General features: G+C 64.8%; 17 protein-coding genes. 5 read left to right on the top strand and 12 right to left on the bottom strand.

Translation table 11 applies throughout. The features are described 5' to 3' along the window. Window positions 1-25 precede the first annotated feature (25 nt). A complete protein-coding gene (locus U858_RS35580) occupies window positions 26-529 on the top strand; it encodes a hypothetical protein (protein ID WP_157838777.1) in 504 nt (167 codons plus the stop codon). 303 nt (window positions 530-832) lie between these two features. Here the strand turns inward: U858_RS35580 and U858_RS0105105 are convergent, their stop codons facing one another. Beyond that, window positions 833-1,174: a carboxymuconolactone decarboxylase family protein gene (locus U858_RS0105105; RefSeq protein WP_025136107.1), complete on the bottom strand. Its 342-nt coding sequence runs from the start codon at window positions 1,172-1,174 to the stop codon at window positions 833-835. 117 nt (window positions 1,175-1,291) lie between these two features. Here U858_RS0105105 and U858_RS0105110 point away from each other — a divergent pair, with 117 nt between their 5' ends. Beyond that, window positions 1,292-2,239, top strand: coding sequence for an AraC family transcriptional regulator (locus U858_RS0105110; protein ID WP_025136108.1), 948 nt, complete (start codon window positions 1,292-1,294; stop codon window positions 2,237-2,239). 289 nt (window positions 2,240-2,528) lie between these two features. Continuing rightward, entirely contained in the window at window positions 2,529-3,665 is a 1,137-nt protein-coding gene (locus U858_RS0105115; RefSeq protein ID WP_025136109.1) for a hypothetical protein, read from the top strand. A 46-nt stretch (window positions 3,666-3,711) separates the two neighbouring features. Here the strand turns inward: U858_RS0105115 and U858_RS0105120 are convergent, their stop codons facing one another. After that, window positions 3,712-4,371 (bottom strand): hypothetical protein, encoded by a 660-nt coding sequence (locus U858_RS0105120; RefSeq protein ID WP_025136110.1) that lies wholly within the window; start codon window positions 4,369-4,371, stop codon window positions 3,712-3,714. Between the two features lie 226 nt (window positions 4,372-4,597). Between U858_RS0105120 and U858_RS0105125 the strand changes: the two genes are divergently transcribed. Continuing rightward, window positions 4,598-4,807 (top strand): hypothetical protein, encoded by a 210-nt coding sequence (locus tag U858_RS0105125; protein ID WP_025136111.1) that lies wholly within the window; start codon window positions 4,598-4,600, stop codon window positions 4,805-4,807. 33 nt (window positions 4,808-4,840) lie between these two features. Here U858_RS0105125 and U858_RS0105130 read toward each other — a convergent pair whose 3' ends face one another. From U858_RS0105130 to U858_RS0105160, 7 genes are all read right to left on the bottom strand, one after another. Beyond that, a complete protein-coding gene (locus U858_RS0105130; protein ID WP_025136112.1) occupies window positions 4,841-5,416 on the bottom strand; it encodes a hypothetical protein in 576 nt (191 codons plus the stop codon). A gap of 66 nt (window positions 5,417-5,482) precedes the next feature. Continuing rightward, window positions 5,483-6,340, bottom strand: coding sequence for an SAM-dependent methyltransferase (locus U858_RS0105135; protein ID WP_025136113.1), 858 nt, complete (start codon window positions 6,338-6,340; stop codon window positions 5,483-5,485). Window positions 6,341-6,412: 72 nt separating this feature from the next. Then, window positions 6,413-7,147 carry a transporter substrate-binding domain-containing protein gene (locus U858_RS0105140; RefSeq protein ID WP_025136114.1) on the bottom strand — a complete coding sequence of 245 codons (735 nt, stop codon included), beginning with the start codon at window positions 7,145-7,147 and terminating at the stop codon, window positions 6,413-6,415. A gap of 52 nt (window positions 7,148-7,199) precedes the next feature. Beyond that, the gene (locus U858_RS0105145) at window positions 7,200-7,970 is read right to left on the bottom strand and encodes an MBL fold metallo-hydrolase (RefSeq protein ID WP_025136115.1); all 771 of its coding nucleotides are present in this window, start codon (window positions 7,968-7,970) and stop codon (window positions 7,200-7,202) included. A gap of 4 nt (window positions 7,971-7,974) precedes the next feature. Further along, a complete protein-coding gene (locus tag U858_RS0105150) occupies window positions 7,975-8,958 on the bottom strand; it encodes a tripartite tricarboxylate transporter substrate binding protein (RefSeq protein WP_025136116.1) in 984 nt (327 codons plus the stop codon). A gap of 30 nt (window positions 8,959-8,988) precedes the next feature. Continuing rightward, window positions 8,989-10,068, bottom strand: coding sequence for an Ldh family oxidoreductase (locus U858_RS0105155; RefSeq protein WP_025136117.1), 1,080 nt, complete (start codon window positions 10,066-10,068; stop codon window positions 8,989-8,991). A gap of 46 nt (window positions 10,069-10,114) precedes the next feature. After that, window positions 10,115-11,110: a tripartite tricarboxylate transporter substrate binding protein gene (locus U858_RS0105160; protein WP_025136118.1), complete on the bottom strand. Its 996-nt coding sequence runs from the start codon at window positions 11,108-11,110 to the stop codon at window positions 10,115-10,117. Window positions 11,111-11,221: 111 nt separating this feature from the next. Between U858_RS0105160 and U858_RS0105165 the strand changes: the two genes are divergently transcribed. Next, complete coding sequence (locus U858_RS0105165) at window positions 11,222-12,121, top strand: LysR family transcriptional regulator (RefSeq protein ID WP_025136119.1); 900 nt, start codon at window positions 11,222-11,224, stop codon at window positions 12,119-12,121. Between the two features lie 81 nt (window positions 12,122-12,202). On the opposite strand, the gene U858_RS34695 is transcribed toward U858_RS0105165, so the two are convergent. The 3 genes from U858_RS34695 to U858_RS0105180 are packed head-to-tail and all read right to left on the bottom strand — an operon-like array spanning window position 12,203 to window position 16,282. Then, a complete protein-coding gene (locus U858_RS34695) occupies window positions 12,203-13,372 on the bottom strand; it encodes a CMD domain protein (RefSeq protein ID WP_025136120.1) in 1,170 nt (389 codons plus the stop codon). A gap of 20 nt (window positions 13,373-13,392) precedes the next feature. Beyond that, on the bottom strand, window positions 13,393-14,706 hold the full coding sequence (locus U858_RS0105175; protein WP_025136121.1) for an acyl-CoA thioesterase/bile acid-CoA:amino acid N-acyltransferase family protein: 1,314 nt from the start codon (window positions 14,704-14,706) through the stop codon (window positions 13,393-13,395). 4 nt (window positions 14,707-14,710) lie between these two features. After that, a complete protein-coding gene (locus U858_RS0105180) occupies window positions 14,711-16,282 on the bottom strand; it encodes an ABC transporter substrate-binding protein (RefSeq protein WP_025136122.1) in 1,572 nt (523 codons plus the stop codon). Window positions 16,283-16,304 lie beyond the last annotated feature (22 nt).

Here is a 16,304-nt window from a genome sequence, read left to right on the forward strand (position 1 = left end):
CAAAATTCCATTTATTGATAGGTGTATGCTTATGTCAGAATGGGCTGCGCATTGGCAAGGATTTGGAGTTGCTGTCGGCTTGCTTTTAGCATTTGGTGGGGCGTGGAAATTTTGGTTGGAGCTACGACGCCATAAAAAACAGAAGGAACAAGAGGAAGCTCTTAAACGGACAGAATTCTTTTTGTCTCAGCATAGACGCTTATTTGATGATTCAGATCTTTCTTGGGTTTTATCTCATATAGATGGGGATTATTCTGCGTTTCGTGATGAAAAAAATTGGGATAAAAACAGGAAATTTTTAACATTTATTGAGGAGATAGAGTTTCTTGTGCGGGCGGAAAAGATAAAATCTGATGCTGCATGTTATATGTTTGGGCATTATGCGGATTGCGCGCGACGAGGAGAAAATTTTAAGTTTGGTATAGATATGTCTCGTTGCCACTGGGCAGTATTTTACGAGTTTTGTGACCGTTATGATGCTTACAGGACGAAATATCCTAATGGGCCGATGGGGCAGGTAAGCTTATAAACATCTACCTCGGAAATGGTTCTGGGCGTGTTTTGTTGCAATAATGGTGTTGGGCTGCTCTTTCTTAATCGAAACCATAGCCACGGGAGCTTGGGGCTGGAATGCTAGAGACGTGGCTCGGCCTACGGACGTAAAAAAGCCGCTATTGCGGCGGCTATGCGCTCCTGTTAACTCCGGCGGACAACCCGGGCGATCATTGGTGTGATCGCAGGGCGAGTACACGGTGTATCAGGTTGCCAAAGTGCGTAGCGGTGTGATGTCCTTGTCACGTTGGACTCGGAATCATGAACTGCTTATTCGCGGTTATGGCGCTGCCGCACCCCCCAACGCATCCATCACCCGCGCCGAATAAACCATCGCCGCACCCGCATTCATCGCCACCGCAACGCCCAACGCCTCGGCAATCTCTTCGCGCGACGCGCCCAGTTTGACGGCCGTGTCGGAATGCACCGCGATACACCCATCACAGCGCGTCGTGACCGCAACGGCCAAGGCAATCAATTCGCGAGTCTTGGCGTCCAGGTGTCCGGTCTTTTTGCCGGCACCCGACAGCGTCCGATAACCGCCCAGGGTGTCGGGTGACAGTTTGCCGAATTCGCCGATGCGGCCCATGAGTTGCGTGCGGTATTCGTTCCAGTCGAGCATGTTCGTTCCTTTTCATCAGGGGGAGGGCGTTGATGTCCAACGCCATGAGGGAAAGTGTAGGACGATGAAATGCGATCTATGGCATAGTTAAGTCTTGATATTTAGCGAATTCGTCTCATGGATGCGTTGAGTCAGCTGCTGGCCCTGGCGCAGGGTGAAATCCGCTTGGATACGCGTTGCGCGCTGAGCGGCAGTTTCATCCTGCCCCACGAGCCCTTGCCCCCCGGGCAGGCCGTTTTCCATCTGGTGCTGGACGGGCGGTGTCGGGTGCAGTCGTTGCCGGGCACGTTTCTCGATCTGTCGCCGGGCAGCTTTGTGTTGTTGCCGCAAGGGCAGGCGCATACGCTGAGCGGCATGAACGCTGGGGCGGGGCAAGCGGCATCGAGGGTGACGCAAGAGCAACCGGTCGACGCGCTGTTGCCCGTGACTCGCACCGCGGATGCCGATGGTGACGGCGAAGTGGATCTGCTTTGCGGACGGCTTCTTTACAGCCAAAGCGGCAGCACGTTGTTGATGCAGCAATTACCGTCCGTCTTGCAGGTGTGCCTGCATCAGACGCCCGGCATTGACGCGTTGCGAACGCTGACCCAGTTGTTGAGGCATGAGGTGTCGGCCAGGCAGCCCGGCGCGTGGGCGATCGCCAATGCGCTGGCGCAGGCGTTGCTGGCCTATGCGATGCGTGCCTATGGCGAGGGTGAGTCATCTGACGCGCCCCAACCGAGCTGGCTGGCCCTGATTGCCGACGAGCGCCTGTGTGCGTCGTTGCAGGCGATGCTGGCCGACCCGCAGCATCCCTGGACGCTGGATACCCTGGGCGCCGCTGCGGCGATGTCGCGAGCCACCTACGCCAGGCGATTCAAGGACGCCTCGGGCATGACGCCCGGCGCCGCGTTGCTGGCGGTGCGCATGATGCACGCGAGCAAACTGATGCTGCAGACGCGCCGGACGCTGGCGGATATTGCCGAGGCCGTGGGCTATCAATCGGAAGCGGCGTTTGGCAAGGCGTTCCGGCATGCATTGGGCAGCACGCCTGGGCAATGGCGCAAGAGCAGGGCGAACGCGTGACGCCGCAGCCATGTGAACCGGCGGGCTTGACCTGCCCAGGGCAATACGCCTTTGCGTTGAGATAAGCCGAGCAATTGAGTGCATCGGAATCGATCCTCACGCATTCATGTACTATCTTCCATCGATTCTGTCGTGTCCCCAAATTCTGGCTACGGCACATGCCAACCCTTGAAAGGCGAGTCTTGCAGTGCGCTGCGGCGCTGTTTTCGTGACAGCGCCTGGCGGGATCGGCTCGCTGGACCGCGGTTCGCCCACACGTCAAACCCATCAAGAAAAACGGAGAAAGTTGATGCGCTTAAAGGCTCTTGCACTCTGCATGCTGGCAGGATTTGGAACGTCGGCAGTAGCAAAAGACAGCACGCAAACGTTGCAGCAGGCCTTCAAGCAAATTCCGCAGGCGGTGTTGTCTGCCCCCTGGGCGATGCAGATTGTCTTTCTGGATGTGCAGGCCTGGCGCGCACTGGAGCCATCCGGTCCGACGGCCGACGGGATGCGCAGGCTGAGCCTCGCACAGCCGATCCGTCCGCTCGAATCCGTGGGCTATGGCCTGGACCAGTGGTCGCTGAATGCGAAAGTCGCTTTTGACGAGGTGTCGTATTTCGCCGGGTTTGGTCAGGCGCCGTCCAATGTCAGTTATTGGGGGCTGAAGAATAAGCAGGCCGTCGGAAAACTGGTCACCAGTCTGAAGCAGGGCGATTTTGCGGACGTGGATGGCGGTGTGCCGGGCCTGATCGCCAATGGCGCCGAGGGGGTGATGGATATGCAGAAGGCCAATCCGAAGGATCCGTGGCGAGGCATGATGGGCAAGGCCAGCTTTGTCCTGCCGCTGGATGCCACGCTGATCCAGGCGTCGTCGGGGGCGGCTATGCAGAGTCTGGCACAGACCGCGCCGTCGGTGGCCGACAGCGAAGTCGTGGCGGCCGCGCTGGCGGGTTTGAAAGAGGCGGTGCCTGCGAACAGCGGCCGCATCGTTCAGGCCGCGGTGATTTCCCCGGTGATGGGGCTTAACGCGGTGGATCCGGCGAAGGTGTTGCTGTCGACCCATGGCGATATCGACATCGCCAAGCAGAATCTCAAGGCGGCGACTGAGGCCAATGGGCGCGGTATTCCGCCTTACTTCTCGGGGATTCTTGCGGACGCGCAGATCGACGATGTGCCGGCGGTGGTGATTTCGCTGGCCTACGCGGATTGCGCGACCGCCAAGCAGGCGGTTGATGGTATTGATGCGGCCTGGAAGGCGAGCATGGCGGCTGCGGTGCCGGCCAAGTTCTCGGGCAAGACGGTCCAGGCCGGCAAGCTGTGCGCGGCGGTGGTGAACCTGACGGCGCCGAAGGCGGAAAATGCCGGCAACCCGATTTTGGCGCAGGTGATGAACCGCTATATGCGGCGCGACTTCACCGTGTTGCAGATCGGCGCGCCGCGCTGATCGCTCGCCTAGGCCGTTTGCGTCTAGGCCTCTTGCGTCAACAGCTTCAAGGGCGGCCCATTTGCCACGCCAGTGGCACGTGGGTCGTTCTTTGCAGGGGCAGGGACGTGTCGGCGAAGCGCGCTTCGATGCGGTCGCGTTCGCGGGCGTCGACGCGTTCGCCCAGTACCAGCGGAAGCTGCCGGCAACGGTTCAACGCTTCGGCTGCGTTGATACCCAGCAGTTCAGCGGTTGCCTTGGCGGCAGCCAGCAGGCGGTCTGCCGGGCATGCGGTCAGGTGCAGGTCGTATTCCGCGTAGATGTCGCGGGATAGCCCCGGCGTCGGCTCGGGTTCGTTGCCGCCGCTATAGAACTCGCCTCGGTCCAGGAACGCGTCTTGCTCGGCATAGTGTTCAAGCGCGACGGCATAGTCTTCCAGCTGCGATGACGGCTGCTGCCGTTTCTGCACACTCAATACGTCGGCGAAGGTGGCGGCTTCCAGGTAGTTGACCAGTCCGTGCGCCATGGCGAAGGCGGGGTGTTCCTCGCCGTCTTCATCGACGGCAGGATCGTCTTCGTCTTCGCGGGTCGACAGATAGAGTTGGGCGTCGACAAGCGGCACGCCATCGGTCACGTAGACCCAGCAATAGCGGTCCCAGACGTCGCCGTCGTCATGACACGCGGCGATGGCTTCGATGCCGTCGCGAAGGCAGAGGAGTTTGCGCATGGGAAGGAGTTCGCCGAAAAGGGCGATGATGCCAGATTCCGATGCATGGACGGCGCGCCAGCACGAAGATGCAGGGTCCCACTTTCATTGATTCACACCCCCGCCACAAAGGCAGGGCCGTGTCTTTCATTGACCCGCCACCAGCGTTTGACACCATTTTTTACTGCGTTTCGCGGCCGTAGCCGTCATCCTCACCCGTACACTACCGGGAACATCAAGGAGCAATATGTCGATTCAAACGTTGGGCCGTTACGGTGTGGTGCTGTTTCTCGCGGTGCTCAGTTCGGGCTGCGCCAAGGTCGTTGGCGAATGCGGCTGGGTTCGCAGCAGCTGCATGTATGACGGCAAGTACGAAGAGGGCGAAGAAGACTACGCCGAAGCCGAAGCCAAGCGGCTGAACAAACAATCCACGGATCGGCTGCGTCGCAGCAATTGATTCTCGGGCGCGGGCTTTGAACCGGGTGAGGCCTTAGCCTGCGGCCTGCCAGTTACGAAACTGTTCGAATAGGCGAAATCCAACATAGGATTCGCCTTTGGGCCGAAACCGCCGGTAGTAACAATCCCAGTAGCTGATCATTCGTTGCTGTGCCAAATCCAGGAACGCTGGATTGGACCGCAGAATCGTGCCGTAGAGGTGTTTGTCCAGTAACGGCAAGCATGCTTCGATTTCATGCAGGATTTCGACAACGTACTCGCTGCCAAGCTGGACTAGAAACGGCACCACCCATGGCTCTGCCCCGCAGGCCAACCGTCGAATTTGGCGCTGACGCACATAGCCGTCCAAATGACGTGACCGTATGCAGGCGTAGATCAACGCTTGATGTGCGTTCAACTGAGGAAACAGGGAATCGTCGTTGGTATGTTCAATGCGATAGGGTAGCTGCAGTGGCTCGTTCTGCACGATCACAAATACCCCATGACCTTCCATGCCACTAGGGCAAATGGCGTTTGAGATCAGTGTGACGTCGGACCGCAGTGAAGAGGGAAATGCCCTAGTCAGTCGCTCTGTCCGTTCTCGATCAGCCCCGCCGTCGCGAGAGAGCATCTAGACCATCCTGTTTGAACGTCTTTCGGTGTGCCGCCTGGCCTCGAGTAAAACAACGACCGGGATCTACGCCGCCACCGCCGCTTCCGGCAAGAAAAACCGATCCTTCAATTCCTGCAGGCCGATCCGGTCCAGCATCTCGGTCAGGCGTTCGGCCGGCTTTTTCTTCGGCAGGTTCTTGTACTGCGCGATGATCAGTTCGTTCTTCATCGAGTGTTCCCAGCCGACCAGCTCGGTCACGCTGACCTGGTAGCCGTGGGCTTCCAGTTGCAGGCAGCGAAGCACGTTGGTGATCTGGCTGCCGAATTCACGCGTATGCAGCGGGTGGCGCCAGATTTCGGCCAGGGGGTCGGCCAGGGCGCGGGCCTTGTTCTTTCTCAGCACGGACGCCACTTCGGCCTGGCAGCAGGGCACGACGACGATGTACTTGGCCCTTTTTTCCAGCGCGAAATGAATGGCGTCGTCGGTGGCGGTGTTGCAGGCGTGCAGGGCGGTGACGACGTCGATGGTCTTGGGCAGTTTGTCCGAGGTGATCGATTCGGCCACCGACAGGTTCAGGAACGACATGCCGTCAAAGCCCAGGCGCTTGGCCAGTTCTTCGGATGACTTGACGAGTTCTTCGCGGGTTTCGATGCCGTAGATGTGCGAGCCGCTCTTGGCGGCGTCTTTCTGTTCCTTGAAGAACAGGTCATACAGGATGAAGCCCAGGTACGACTTGCCCGCGCCGTGATCCGCCAGGGTGACGGCGCCGCGTTCCTCTTGGACGTCCTTGAGCAGGGGCTCGATGAACTGGAACAGGTGGTAGACCTGTTTCAGCTTGCGGCGGCTGTCCTGGTTCATCTTGCCGTCGCGGGTCAGGATGTGCAGGGCCTTGAGCAGTTCAATCGACTGGCCGGGGCGGATGTCGTGGGTTTTTTCGGACATGGGGCAAGGCAATGCGCCCCGCGGGCAGCGGGGCGCAAAAGAAGGCGGGAAAGCGTCAGTTTAACGAAATCCCTAGGCCGCAGGCGCGACCGCGGCGCCCTCGATGCCATGGCGGGCCAAGGCCTGCTCGACGAATCCGCTGCGTTTCATGTCTTCGACGAAGGCGGCCAGCACCTGCTGCGCGGCCTCGCCGCGGCGGCGCGGCAGGCCCATGGCCTGGCGGATGGTCATGAAGCTGCCGGGCAACAGGCGCAGGCCGCCCAGGCGGGCGGCGTCGGCTTCGAGCTGCTGGCGTACGCCGGCAGCGACTTCCGTGCCGTCTTGCAGGAAGGTGTCGACGACGGTGGGCGAGGTGGCGGCGCGGGTGATGGCGGCGTGGCGAAGTTCACGCGTCAGGTACAGGTCGTAGGCGCTGCCTTGGCCGACGGTGACGCGGTGGCGCGGGTCGTCGACCTGGGCCATGTCGTGCAGGGGCGAGTCGTGGCGCACCAGGTAGGCGCCTTCGATCAGCACGTAGGCGTCGGTGAAGGCGATGTCGGTGGCGCGCTTGGGGTCGATGGCGAAAAAGCCGATGTCGGCGTCGTTCTGGCTGACGGTGTCGACGGCCTTGCCGGCGCTGTCCAGCACGACCAGGGTCAACGGCACGCCCAGGCGGTCGGCGAAGGCCCGGGCCAGGTCGACGGAGACGCCCGCGGCATGGCCTGCGGCATCGCGCCGGGCCAGGATGGGGTTGCCCAGGTTGATGGTGGCGCGCAGGGTGCCGGTGGGGGTGAAGGCTTGCAGGATGTGGGGGGCGATGGCGGTCATGGTGAATGGAAAAAAGGAATTCGAAAAGAGAGCGTCAGGGGGATAACCGGCGTCAGACCGCGTGCCGCCCCGCTTTTGCCGCACAACAAAGATCAATCCGCGTGGGCTGAAGATCTTCGCCAAACCAGGCATTGATCGCGGCGCGGCGCTCGCCGACGTAGACGGGCGCGCCGGTGTCATCGAGCGTCATGCCCAGGTCATGGCCCGGCACCAGCAAGGTGCCGGACCGCTTGCGCCACCACGCCCAGATGCGTTGCAGGCTGGCGTGGCTGGCTGCGGCATCGGCGGTGTCGGCGACTTGTCCGGAAAGCAGTTCGGCCCGGTTCTTGGCCGCGTCGCCGGTGAACAGCACCGCCTGGCGGGGATCGTCGACGTAGAACAGCAGATGGCCGGGCGTGTGGCCCGGCGAGGCGATGGCGGTGATGCCGGGCAGGAAGGTGTCGCCGTCCCCGATACGGCGAACGCGCGCCTGGCGGTTCAGTTCCTGCACGTACAGCTCGGGCAGGGGGTTGAAACCCGGCGGTTGCGCAGCGGCCCATTCCAGTTCCTGCTGGCCGATCCACACCGTGGCGTTGGGAAACAGGGTGAAGTTGACGGCGTGGTCGTAGTGGGCGTGGGTGAGTACGACGTCGGTGATGTCGGCGGGCGCGACGCCACAGGCATCAAGGTGCGTGGCCAACTGGTGCCGCACGCCAAAGGCGCCGACGTCGACCAGAATCTTGTGGTTGGCCGAGCGCAGCAAAGTGCTGGTGCTCCAGCCCAGGCCGCCGTGGCAGACGGCGCGCCCCGGGTAGCCCTGGATCAGGATGTCGATCTGGTACATGGCGTCATTCCGCGGTGATGTGGGCGTGGGTGATCAGCGTGCGGTAGCGTTGCAGGTCGTCGCGCAGCTGGCGCGAGAAATCGTCGGGCGTGCCGGCGACGATTTCGTTGCCGCCTTCGGTGGCCAGTTTACGTATCACCTCTGGGTCTTGCACGGCCTGCATCACGGCCTGGTGCAGCGTGGCGAGGATGCCGGGATCGGTGCCGGCCGGGGCCAGCAGGCCCTGGAACTGGGTGACGACGAAGTCGCGGTAGCCCAGTTCCTGCAGGGTGGGCACATCGGGCAGGCTGGAGGCCCGCCGCGGGCCGGTGACGGCATAGGCGCGCAGTTTGCCGGACTGGATGTGCGGGGTGGCGGTCACCGTCGTGTCGAACGTGAAGGTCAGCTGGCCGCCCAGCACGTCGGTCAGGGCCTGGGCGTTGCCCTTGTAGGGCACGTGCGTCATCTGGGTGCCGGTCTGCAGCGCCAGCAGTTCGCCGGCCAGGTGGCCGCCTGCGCCCAGGCCGGCCGAGCCATAGGTGACGGCGCCGGGCTTCTTGCGGGCAGCGGCGATCAGGTCGTCAAGACTGTGCACGGGCGATTGCTGCGGCACGACCAGGGCGTACTGGTAGCTGGTGATCTGGCTGATGGGCGCGAAGTCCTTCAGCGGGTCATAGGGTGTTTTCTTGTACAGCGACGGGTTGACGACCAGCGGGCCGCTGGCGTCCAGCAGCAGCGTGTAGCCGTCTGGTGCGGCCTTGGCGACGAAGTCGGTGCCGATCATGCCGTTGGCGCCCGGCTTGTTCTCGACGACCAGGGTGCCCTTCAGCGTCTTGCCCATGTGCGCGGCGATGACGCGCGCGGTGATGTCGGCGGCGCCGCCGGCCACGTAGGGCACGATCAGGCGGATGGGCTGCCTGGGGTAGCCCGCGGCCGCGTCCGCGGCGTGGGACGCGGGGGCGGCCAGGGCGGCGAGCAGCCCCAGTGCAAAGAAGGCTGAGCCTTTCATGATGTGTCTCCTCCGGGATGCGGGGCCGCGTCAGCCGTGGGGCTGGCCGGCGTGGCGGCGCAGCAGCGCCAGCACGTCGGGGGCGATGTCGATGCCGTGCTGGCGTTGGCGGGCCAGCTTGGTCAGTTCGATTTCGCCGGGCTGGATCACGGGGCGCTGCGGGTCGGCCGGCGGGCTGTCGTGCAGGATGGCGGCAAAGTCGTTCATGCGCTCGGCCAGCCATTGCGTCGAGCCCAGGCGGCGGGTGTCGATGAGCAAGAAGAAATGCCCCAGGTTCTGCGGTTCGTCGGGCGCGTCGACCCAGGATTTGACGTGGGTCAGGTAGGCCGCGTTGGAGAGCAGGCCGGCGAACAGGTCCACCATCAGCGCCAGGCCGTAGCCCTTGTGGCCGCCGATCGGCAGCAGGAAGCCGTCCAGGGCTGCTTTGGGATCGGTGGTGGCCTGGCCCTGGGCGTCAGTGGCCCAGGTGTCGGGGATGGCTTGGCCGGCCTTCAGGGCGTTGCGGATCTTGGCGCGGGCCACCACGCTCATGGCCATGTCCAGCAGGAAGTGCTGGCCGCCCGGGTTCGGCACGGCAAAGCCGATGGGGCTGTTGCCCACGCGGGCGTCGGTGCCGCCCCACGGGGCGATGGTGGTGGTGGCGTTGCTGCCGATGATGCTGGCGTAGCCGGCTTCGGCGGCGATCAGGCCGTAGGGCGAGATGGGGCCGAAGTGGTTGCTTTGACGGGCGAAGGCGATGCCGACGCCGCATCCGCTGGCGGCCTGCATGGCGGCGCGCAGCGCATGCATGCCGACCAGCGGGCCGACGCCGTTGTCGCCGTCCACCAGGCGCAAGGCGGGCGCGGGGCGGGTGACCTGAATATGGGCCTGGGCATTGATGCCGCCGACCTGCAGGCGTTCGCCATACGATTCGATGCGCGACAGGCCGTGGGTGGACAGGCCGAACAGGTCGGCCAGCACCAGCACGTCGACGACGTCGGCGGCATCCTGGGGCGGCAGGCCCAGGGCCTGGAAGGCGCGTACGCCCAGGTCACGCAGGTCGGCTTCCGCGATGACGGCGGGGGCAGGGGAACGAGCAGGGGCGGTCGTGACGCCGGTGGGGGCAGCCATGGTCAAAGTCCTTGTGCAAACAAAAGAGGGGGCGATGGGGGCGGGGCTATTGCGCGGAAATGTGCGCGTCGCGCACGACCTTGCTCCAGCGGCGCTCTTCGGCGTCGATGAAGGCGGCGAACTCGGCGGGGCCGGCGCCGGACGGCTCGGCGGCGTCGTGGGCCAGGCGCTGGTGCACGGCCTCGCTTTTCAGGGCGGTGTTGGCGGCGGCCTGCAGGCGCGCGACGACGGCATCCGGGGTGCCGGCCGGGGCCAGCAGGCCGAACCATTGCGAGCTCTCAAACCCGGCAAAGCCTTGTTCGGCCACGGTGGGCACGTCGGGCAGGATGGGCAGCCGGTGTTCCGAGCCCACCGCCAGGATCTTGATCTTGCCGGCCTGGGCGTGCGGCAGCAGCCCCGGGATGCCGGCGGCGGCCGCGTCGATGTTGCCGGCCAAGAGGTCGGTGACCTGGGCGCCGGTGCCCTTGTAGGGCACGTGCACCACATCGATGGCGGCGGCGGTCTTGAGCATTTCGAAGGCCAGGTGGCCGGCGCTGCCGTTGCCGGCCGAACCGTAGTTCAAGACGCCAGGCTTGGCGCGGGCCAGGGCGACGAATTGCGGCAGCGTGGCGGCCGGCACCTTGTCGCCCACGGCAAACACCATGGGCAGCTTGGCCAGCAGCACGATGGGGGCGAAGTCGCGGCGCGGGTCGTACGACAGATTGGGCATCATGGTCGGGTTGACCGCCAGCGTGCCCACATGGCCCAGGATGAGCGTGTAGCCGTCGGGCCGGGCCCGCGCGACTTCCTGGGTGGCGATGGTGCCCTGGCCGCCGCCTTTGTTTTCGACGATGACCTGCTGGCCCAGGTCGCGCGACATTTCCACGGCCACGGCGCGGGCCACGACGTCGGAACTGCCGCCGGGGCCGTAGGGCACGAGCAGGCGGATGGGGCGCTGCGGCCAGGCATCGGCGGCGTGGGCGGACGGCATGGCGGACAGCAGCAAGGGGGCGGTCGCAAGGGCCAGCGCGGTGCGCAGGCAGGCTCTCCGTAATGGCTTCATGGGGTGGGGTCTCCTGGTCTGGGCCGCTATTGGTTGCGGCTGGAAGACATCGTGCCCGGCGCCCGGAATCGAGTAAAGTGCAAAAATTAGTTCAATTCTTGATGAAAACGCATGAATTTCGATCTCGCGGATCTACGCGCTTTTCTGGCGGTGGCTGACCTGGGCAGTTTTCGCGCGGCGTCCGAGGCGCTGCATCTGTCGCAGTCCGCGCTGTCGCGGCGGGTGGACAAGCTTGAGGCGGCACTGGGTGTGCAGCTGATGACGCGCACGACCCGCAAGGTGGAGCTGACGACCATCGGCCGGGGCTTCGTGCCCAAGGCCCGCAGCGTGTTGAACGAACTGGAAAGCGCGTTGATCGGCATTCGCGACGTGGCCGAACGGCTGTCGGGCATGGTGACGATTGCCTGCGTGCCGTCGGCGGTGGCGTATTTCCTGCCGGATGTGATCCGGGAATATCACGCGCAATACCCGCGCATCCGCATCCGCATCATCGACGAGTCGTCGTCGCAGGTGCTGACGGCGGTGGCGCGGGGCGATGCCGATTTCGGCCTGACCTACATCGGCGCCAACGACGCCGAGATCGAATTCAAGCCCTTGCTGGAAGAGGCCTTCGTGGCGGCCGTGAGCCGCAAGCATCCGCTGGCGCGGCGCAAGTGGGTGGGCTGGGCCGACCTGGAAGACCACCCGTACATCACGCTGGCCCAGGGCAGCGGCAACCGCTTCCTGATGGACCAGGCGCTGGTGCACAGCGGCTGCCGGCCGCGCCATTTCTGCGAAGTGCAGCACGTGCCGGCGCTGGTCAGCATGATCGAGGCGGGGCTGGGCGTGGGCGTGGTGCCGCGCCTGGCGATGCCGGGGCCGGAACATGGCACGCTGGTCAGCGTGCCGCTGCGCAACCCCACGGTGACGCGCACCATCGGCCTGATCCACCCGCGCGGCAAGGCGCTTAACCCGGTGGCGCGGCTGTTCTATGACCTGTTGGCGCAGCGGGTGGAAGCGCGCCAAAAATAACAGGCCGCCCGAAGGCGGCCTGTGTTTGCGGTGCCGGGTGCGATGCGTGGTCCGATATCTACCGAACTTGCATCGGCGGCATCAAGCCGGAAAAACCGGCTCGCCCAGGTTCAGCATCAAGCGGTTGGCCCACGCAAAGATCGCGTCCGAATGCAGCAGGTCCAGCACCTCGCCTTCGGTCAGGCCCACATCCTTGAGCGCCTGGATGCTGTCGGCATTGACGGCGGCCGGCGCGTCGGTGATCTGGATCGAGAACTTGCCGATCGCCAGCTCGCGCGCGGTGGTGCCGGCGGTGGCGGGGTCTTCGAACACCTGGGCGATCACGTCATTGCGCTTGGCCAGTTGTTCGAAGCGCTGCGCATGTACCGACGCGCAATACACGCAGCCGTTGATGCGTGACACCACGGTGGCGCCCAGCTCGCGCTCGGCGCGCGACAGGCCGCCCGGCGCATACATGATGGCGTTGAACGCCGTGGAGCGCTGGCGCAGGATTTCCGGCTGGTGCACCAGAAAGCGGTAGTAGTCCGAGACCTTGGCCTTGGGGTGGCTTTCTTCCAGCACGGCGATCTGGTCGGGCGTGGCCTTGTCCAGGTCGATGACGTCGAGCCAGGCCTTCCATTCCAGCGATTCGTTGGTGAAGCCGTGGTTCTTGATGACGTCGCCGGGGGCGGTGGCGGCGGTGTTGGCCGGGAAGGGCGCGGCGGGCGTGCCGGCGGCGCGGCCGGGTTGCTCGGCCAGCGACTTCATGGCGTCCAGGCCCGCCACCAGGCGCACCTGGTACGACAGGAAGGCGATCAGCTGCGACAAGGTCACCACGGCCGGCGTCGAGACGCCCGCGGCCGGCAGGGTCTTGAGCGCGGCTTCGTCGCCTTCGACGGGCTTTTCGATCAGCTTGCGCGTGAATTCCAGGATGGCGGCCAGGCGCGGATCGGCGGCGTCCGCGGGCTTGCCGGATTCGGCCACCTGGATGTCGGCGGCGTTGGCGCCCGCATCCACCAGACGCTGGCGGTAGTGGGCGGCCAGCGCAGGCGACGGCGTCAGGCGTGACGCGTACAGCGCGACCAGCAGGCGCTCGGCCAGGGTCAGGCCGGGCAGCGCCGGGTCGAACAGGGCGTCGTAGCTGCCTTGCGTGGCGGCGGCGACCTTGTCGCGCTGGTGGCGCGCGGCGTAGGTGGTGCTGTCGGCCTTCAGGCCGACGAGCTGGTCAACGAGGTCTTTCGCGGCGTCGTAGACGATAGGTTGTTGTGCCATTGAGGGTGTCTCCTTGGATGTCATTGAGCCGGCTTGGCGGCCGCGCGAGCCTTCACCGCCGCGTCCAGGAACGCCAGCACGCCTTCCCAGGATTCCTGGTCGGCGCGGGCGTTGTCCTTGGGGTTGCCGCCACTGGTGCTGATCTTGCCGGACACGGGGTGGGCGTAGACCAGCTGCGTGGTGGGCACGTACGGGAACAGGATGGAATGCCCGCCGTTCTCGTAGTCCAGCCACTTGACCGGGTACGGGTGCTGTACGTCGGCCAGCTTGTCCTGCACCATCTTCGAATACAGGCTGGACGGCCACGAGCCGTCGTCCGTGGCGGACAGCAGCATGACCGGGCCCTGGATGTCTTCGACGCGGATGCGGGCTCGCGCCACGGCGTCCGGGTCCTGCAAGGCCGTGAGGATGGCCTTTTCGTGGCGATGCGGCGACGGGCCTTCGTCGAACGGCGCCCAGGTGGCGGTGCGGTTGTTTTCCCAGACGTGGGGCAACGGCTTGCCGCCCAGCAGCCAGGTCGGGCCTTCGCGGCCGATCTTCGGGTCGCAGGCGTTCTGGCCGCTGTGCACGACGGCGCCGGGCACATAGGCCACCACCGCCGACACTTCGGTGGGGAAGGTGGCGCCCAAGAGCAGCACCAGTTCGCCGCCGCGCGACTGGCCGCTGATGGCGACGAAGTCGTGCTTGGGCTGGACCTTCTTGCGCAGCCAGCGCAGGCCGGTCTGGAAGTACTCCAGCGGGGTGTTCGAGATGTAGTCGGACAGGCCCGGCGCCTTGAAATACGCCAGCGCAAAGGCGGCATAGCCGCGCGAGGCATACAGCGCCGCGCGCGGTTCGTTGATGCCGCCGCCCGAGCCGTTCAGGATCATCACGGCCGGGTGCGAGCCGGGCGTGGCGCCGGCCGGCAGGTACAGCGTGCCGACCAGGCCTTCTTCACGCACGTCGATGCGGGTGACGCCGTCGGCGGCCAGGCGCTGCACGAAGCGGCCCTGGGCCTGCGCACCCGCGGCGCGCACGACGATGTCGGTGACCAGGGCCTCGGTGACCGGGTGGTTGAAGTGTTCGCGGCTGGGCGAGTCCACGGGCGACTGCGACCACACCAGGCCCATGGGCGACACGCCGGCATAGTCGCCCGACGCCGGGGCGTCGCGCGACAGGTCGACCACGCCGTCCTCGCCCGCCACGAAGGCGGCGTGGCTTTGCCACAGCACGCCGTTGCGGCGGGTCAAGGCGGTGATCTCGACCGTCTGGCCGGGCGCGACGTGCTCGACCCGGATGTGGCGCGGCACGTCGATCAGGGCGTCCGCGGGGGTGATGGAAAGGGTCGGGACCATGGTCTTACTTGCCCGTGTCCTTGGTGACCATCATGGCCGCGGTGCGGTCGCTGGTCATCGGGGTGACCTTCAGGCCCTTCTTGGTGGCCCAGATGTTCTTGTAGTGGTACAGCGGGATGATGCCGACGTCATCGGCCACCAGCTTGACCGAGTCGCGCAGGATGGCTTCACGCTTGGCCACGTCGAATTCCGAGGTGGATTGGTCCAGCGCGGCATCGACCTTGGGGTTGCTGTAGTGGCCCCAGTTGGACGCGCCCAGGCCCTTCTTGGCGTCGACGGTGGCCAGGATGTTGACCAGCGCGTAGCTGGCTTCACCCGTGCCGTTGCCCCACGCCAGCATGCTGACGGCGAATTCGTTCTTGTTGGCGCGGCCCGAATACACGGCCCACGGCACGACTTCCACCTGCGTCTTGACGCCGATGCGGGTCCAGAACTGCGCCACGGCCTGGGCGGTTTCCGGGCCTTGCGGGTAGCGGTCGTTGGGCACGTGCATGGTCAGCTTGAAGCCGTCCGGAAAGCCCGCGGCCGCCAGCAGCTTCTTGGCCTGTTCGACATCGTTGGGGATGTCTTTCACGTCGGGGTTGTAGCCGAAGGTGCCCTTGGGCATCCACTGGTTGGCTTCGGTGGCGGCGCCTTGCAGGATGCGGTCGGCGATGGCCTTGCGGTTGATGGCCAGGTTCAGCGCCTGGCGCACGCGCACGTCCAGCAGCGGGTTCTTGTCCAGCGGCTTGCCGTTGTTGTCGGTGATGTACTGGTTGGGCGCAGGGTTGAAGCTGGGCTGCAGGATCATCACGCGCAGGCCGTCGTAGGGGTAGACGGACACGTTCGGAGCCTTTTGCAGCTTGGCCAGGTCAGACACCGACACCTTGTCGATCACGTCCACGTCGCCGGCCAGCAGGGCGGCGGTGCGGGCGGCGGCGTTGTTGATGTAGCGGTAGTTGACCTTGTCCCAGGTGGCCTTTTCGCCCCAGTAGCCGTCGTTGCGTTCCATCAGGACGCGGTCGCCGGGGGTGTAGGACACGAACTTGTAGGGGCCGGTGCCGACCATGGCCTTGCCCGAGTTGTAGTCTTCGGTCGTCGACTTTTCGCCGACGTGCTTGCTGACCACGTGTACCGACGCCAGGTTCAGCGGCAGGTCGGGGTTGGGCGCCTTGGTCTTGACGATCAGGGTCAGCGGGTCCTTGGCGGTCATCGTGTCGATGGTGCGCAGGTAGCCGGCGTAGGTGGCCACGCTGCCGGGCACGGCGCGGGCGCGGGTGTAGGAATAGATCAGGTCGTCGGCGGTGAACGGCGTGCTGTCCTGCCACTTGACGCCTTCGCGCAGCTTGAATTCCCAGGTGGTGCTGTCCAGCGGCTTCCAGCTCACGGCCAGGCCGGGCTGCAGCTTGTTCCACTTGTTCTCGATCAGCAGGTCCCAGAAGTGCAGGGCCACCGAGCGGTCGCCGGCATGGTTGTTCAGTTGCGGGTCCAGCGACGACAGCGGGTCGGCGAAGCCGATGGACAGGTTGTCGGCCGAGGCCGCGGCGGACACGCCCAGGATGGCGGCGGTCAGGGTCGAGAGAATCAGGCGTTTCATGTTCGGAGTCCTTGGTGAGGGG

Source organism: Achromobacter sp. DH1f, assembly GCF_000633435.1.
Lineage (GTDB): Bacteria > Pseudomonadota > Gammaproteobacteria > Burkholderiales > Burkholderiaceae_B > Achromobacter > Achromobacter deleyi.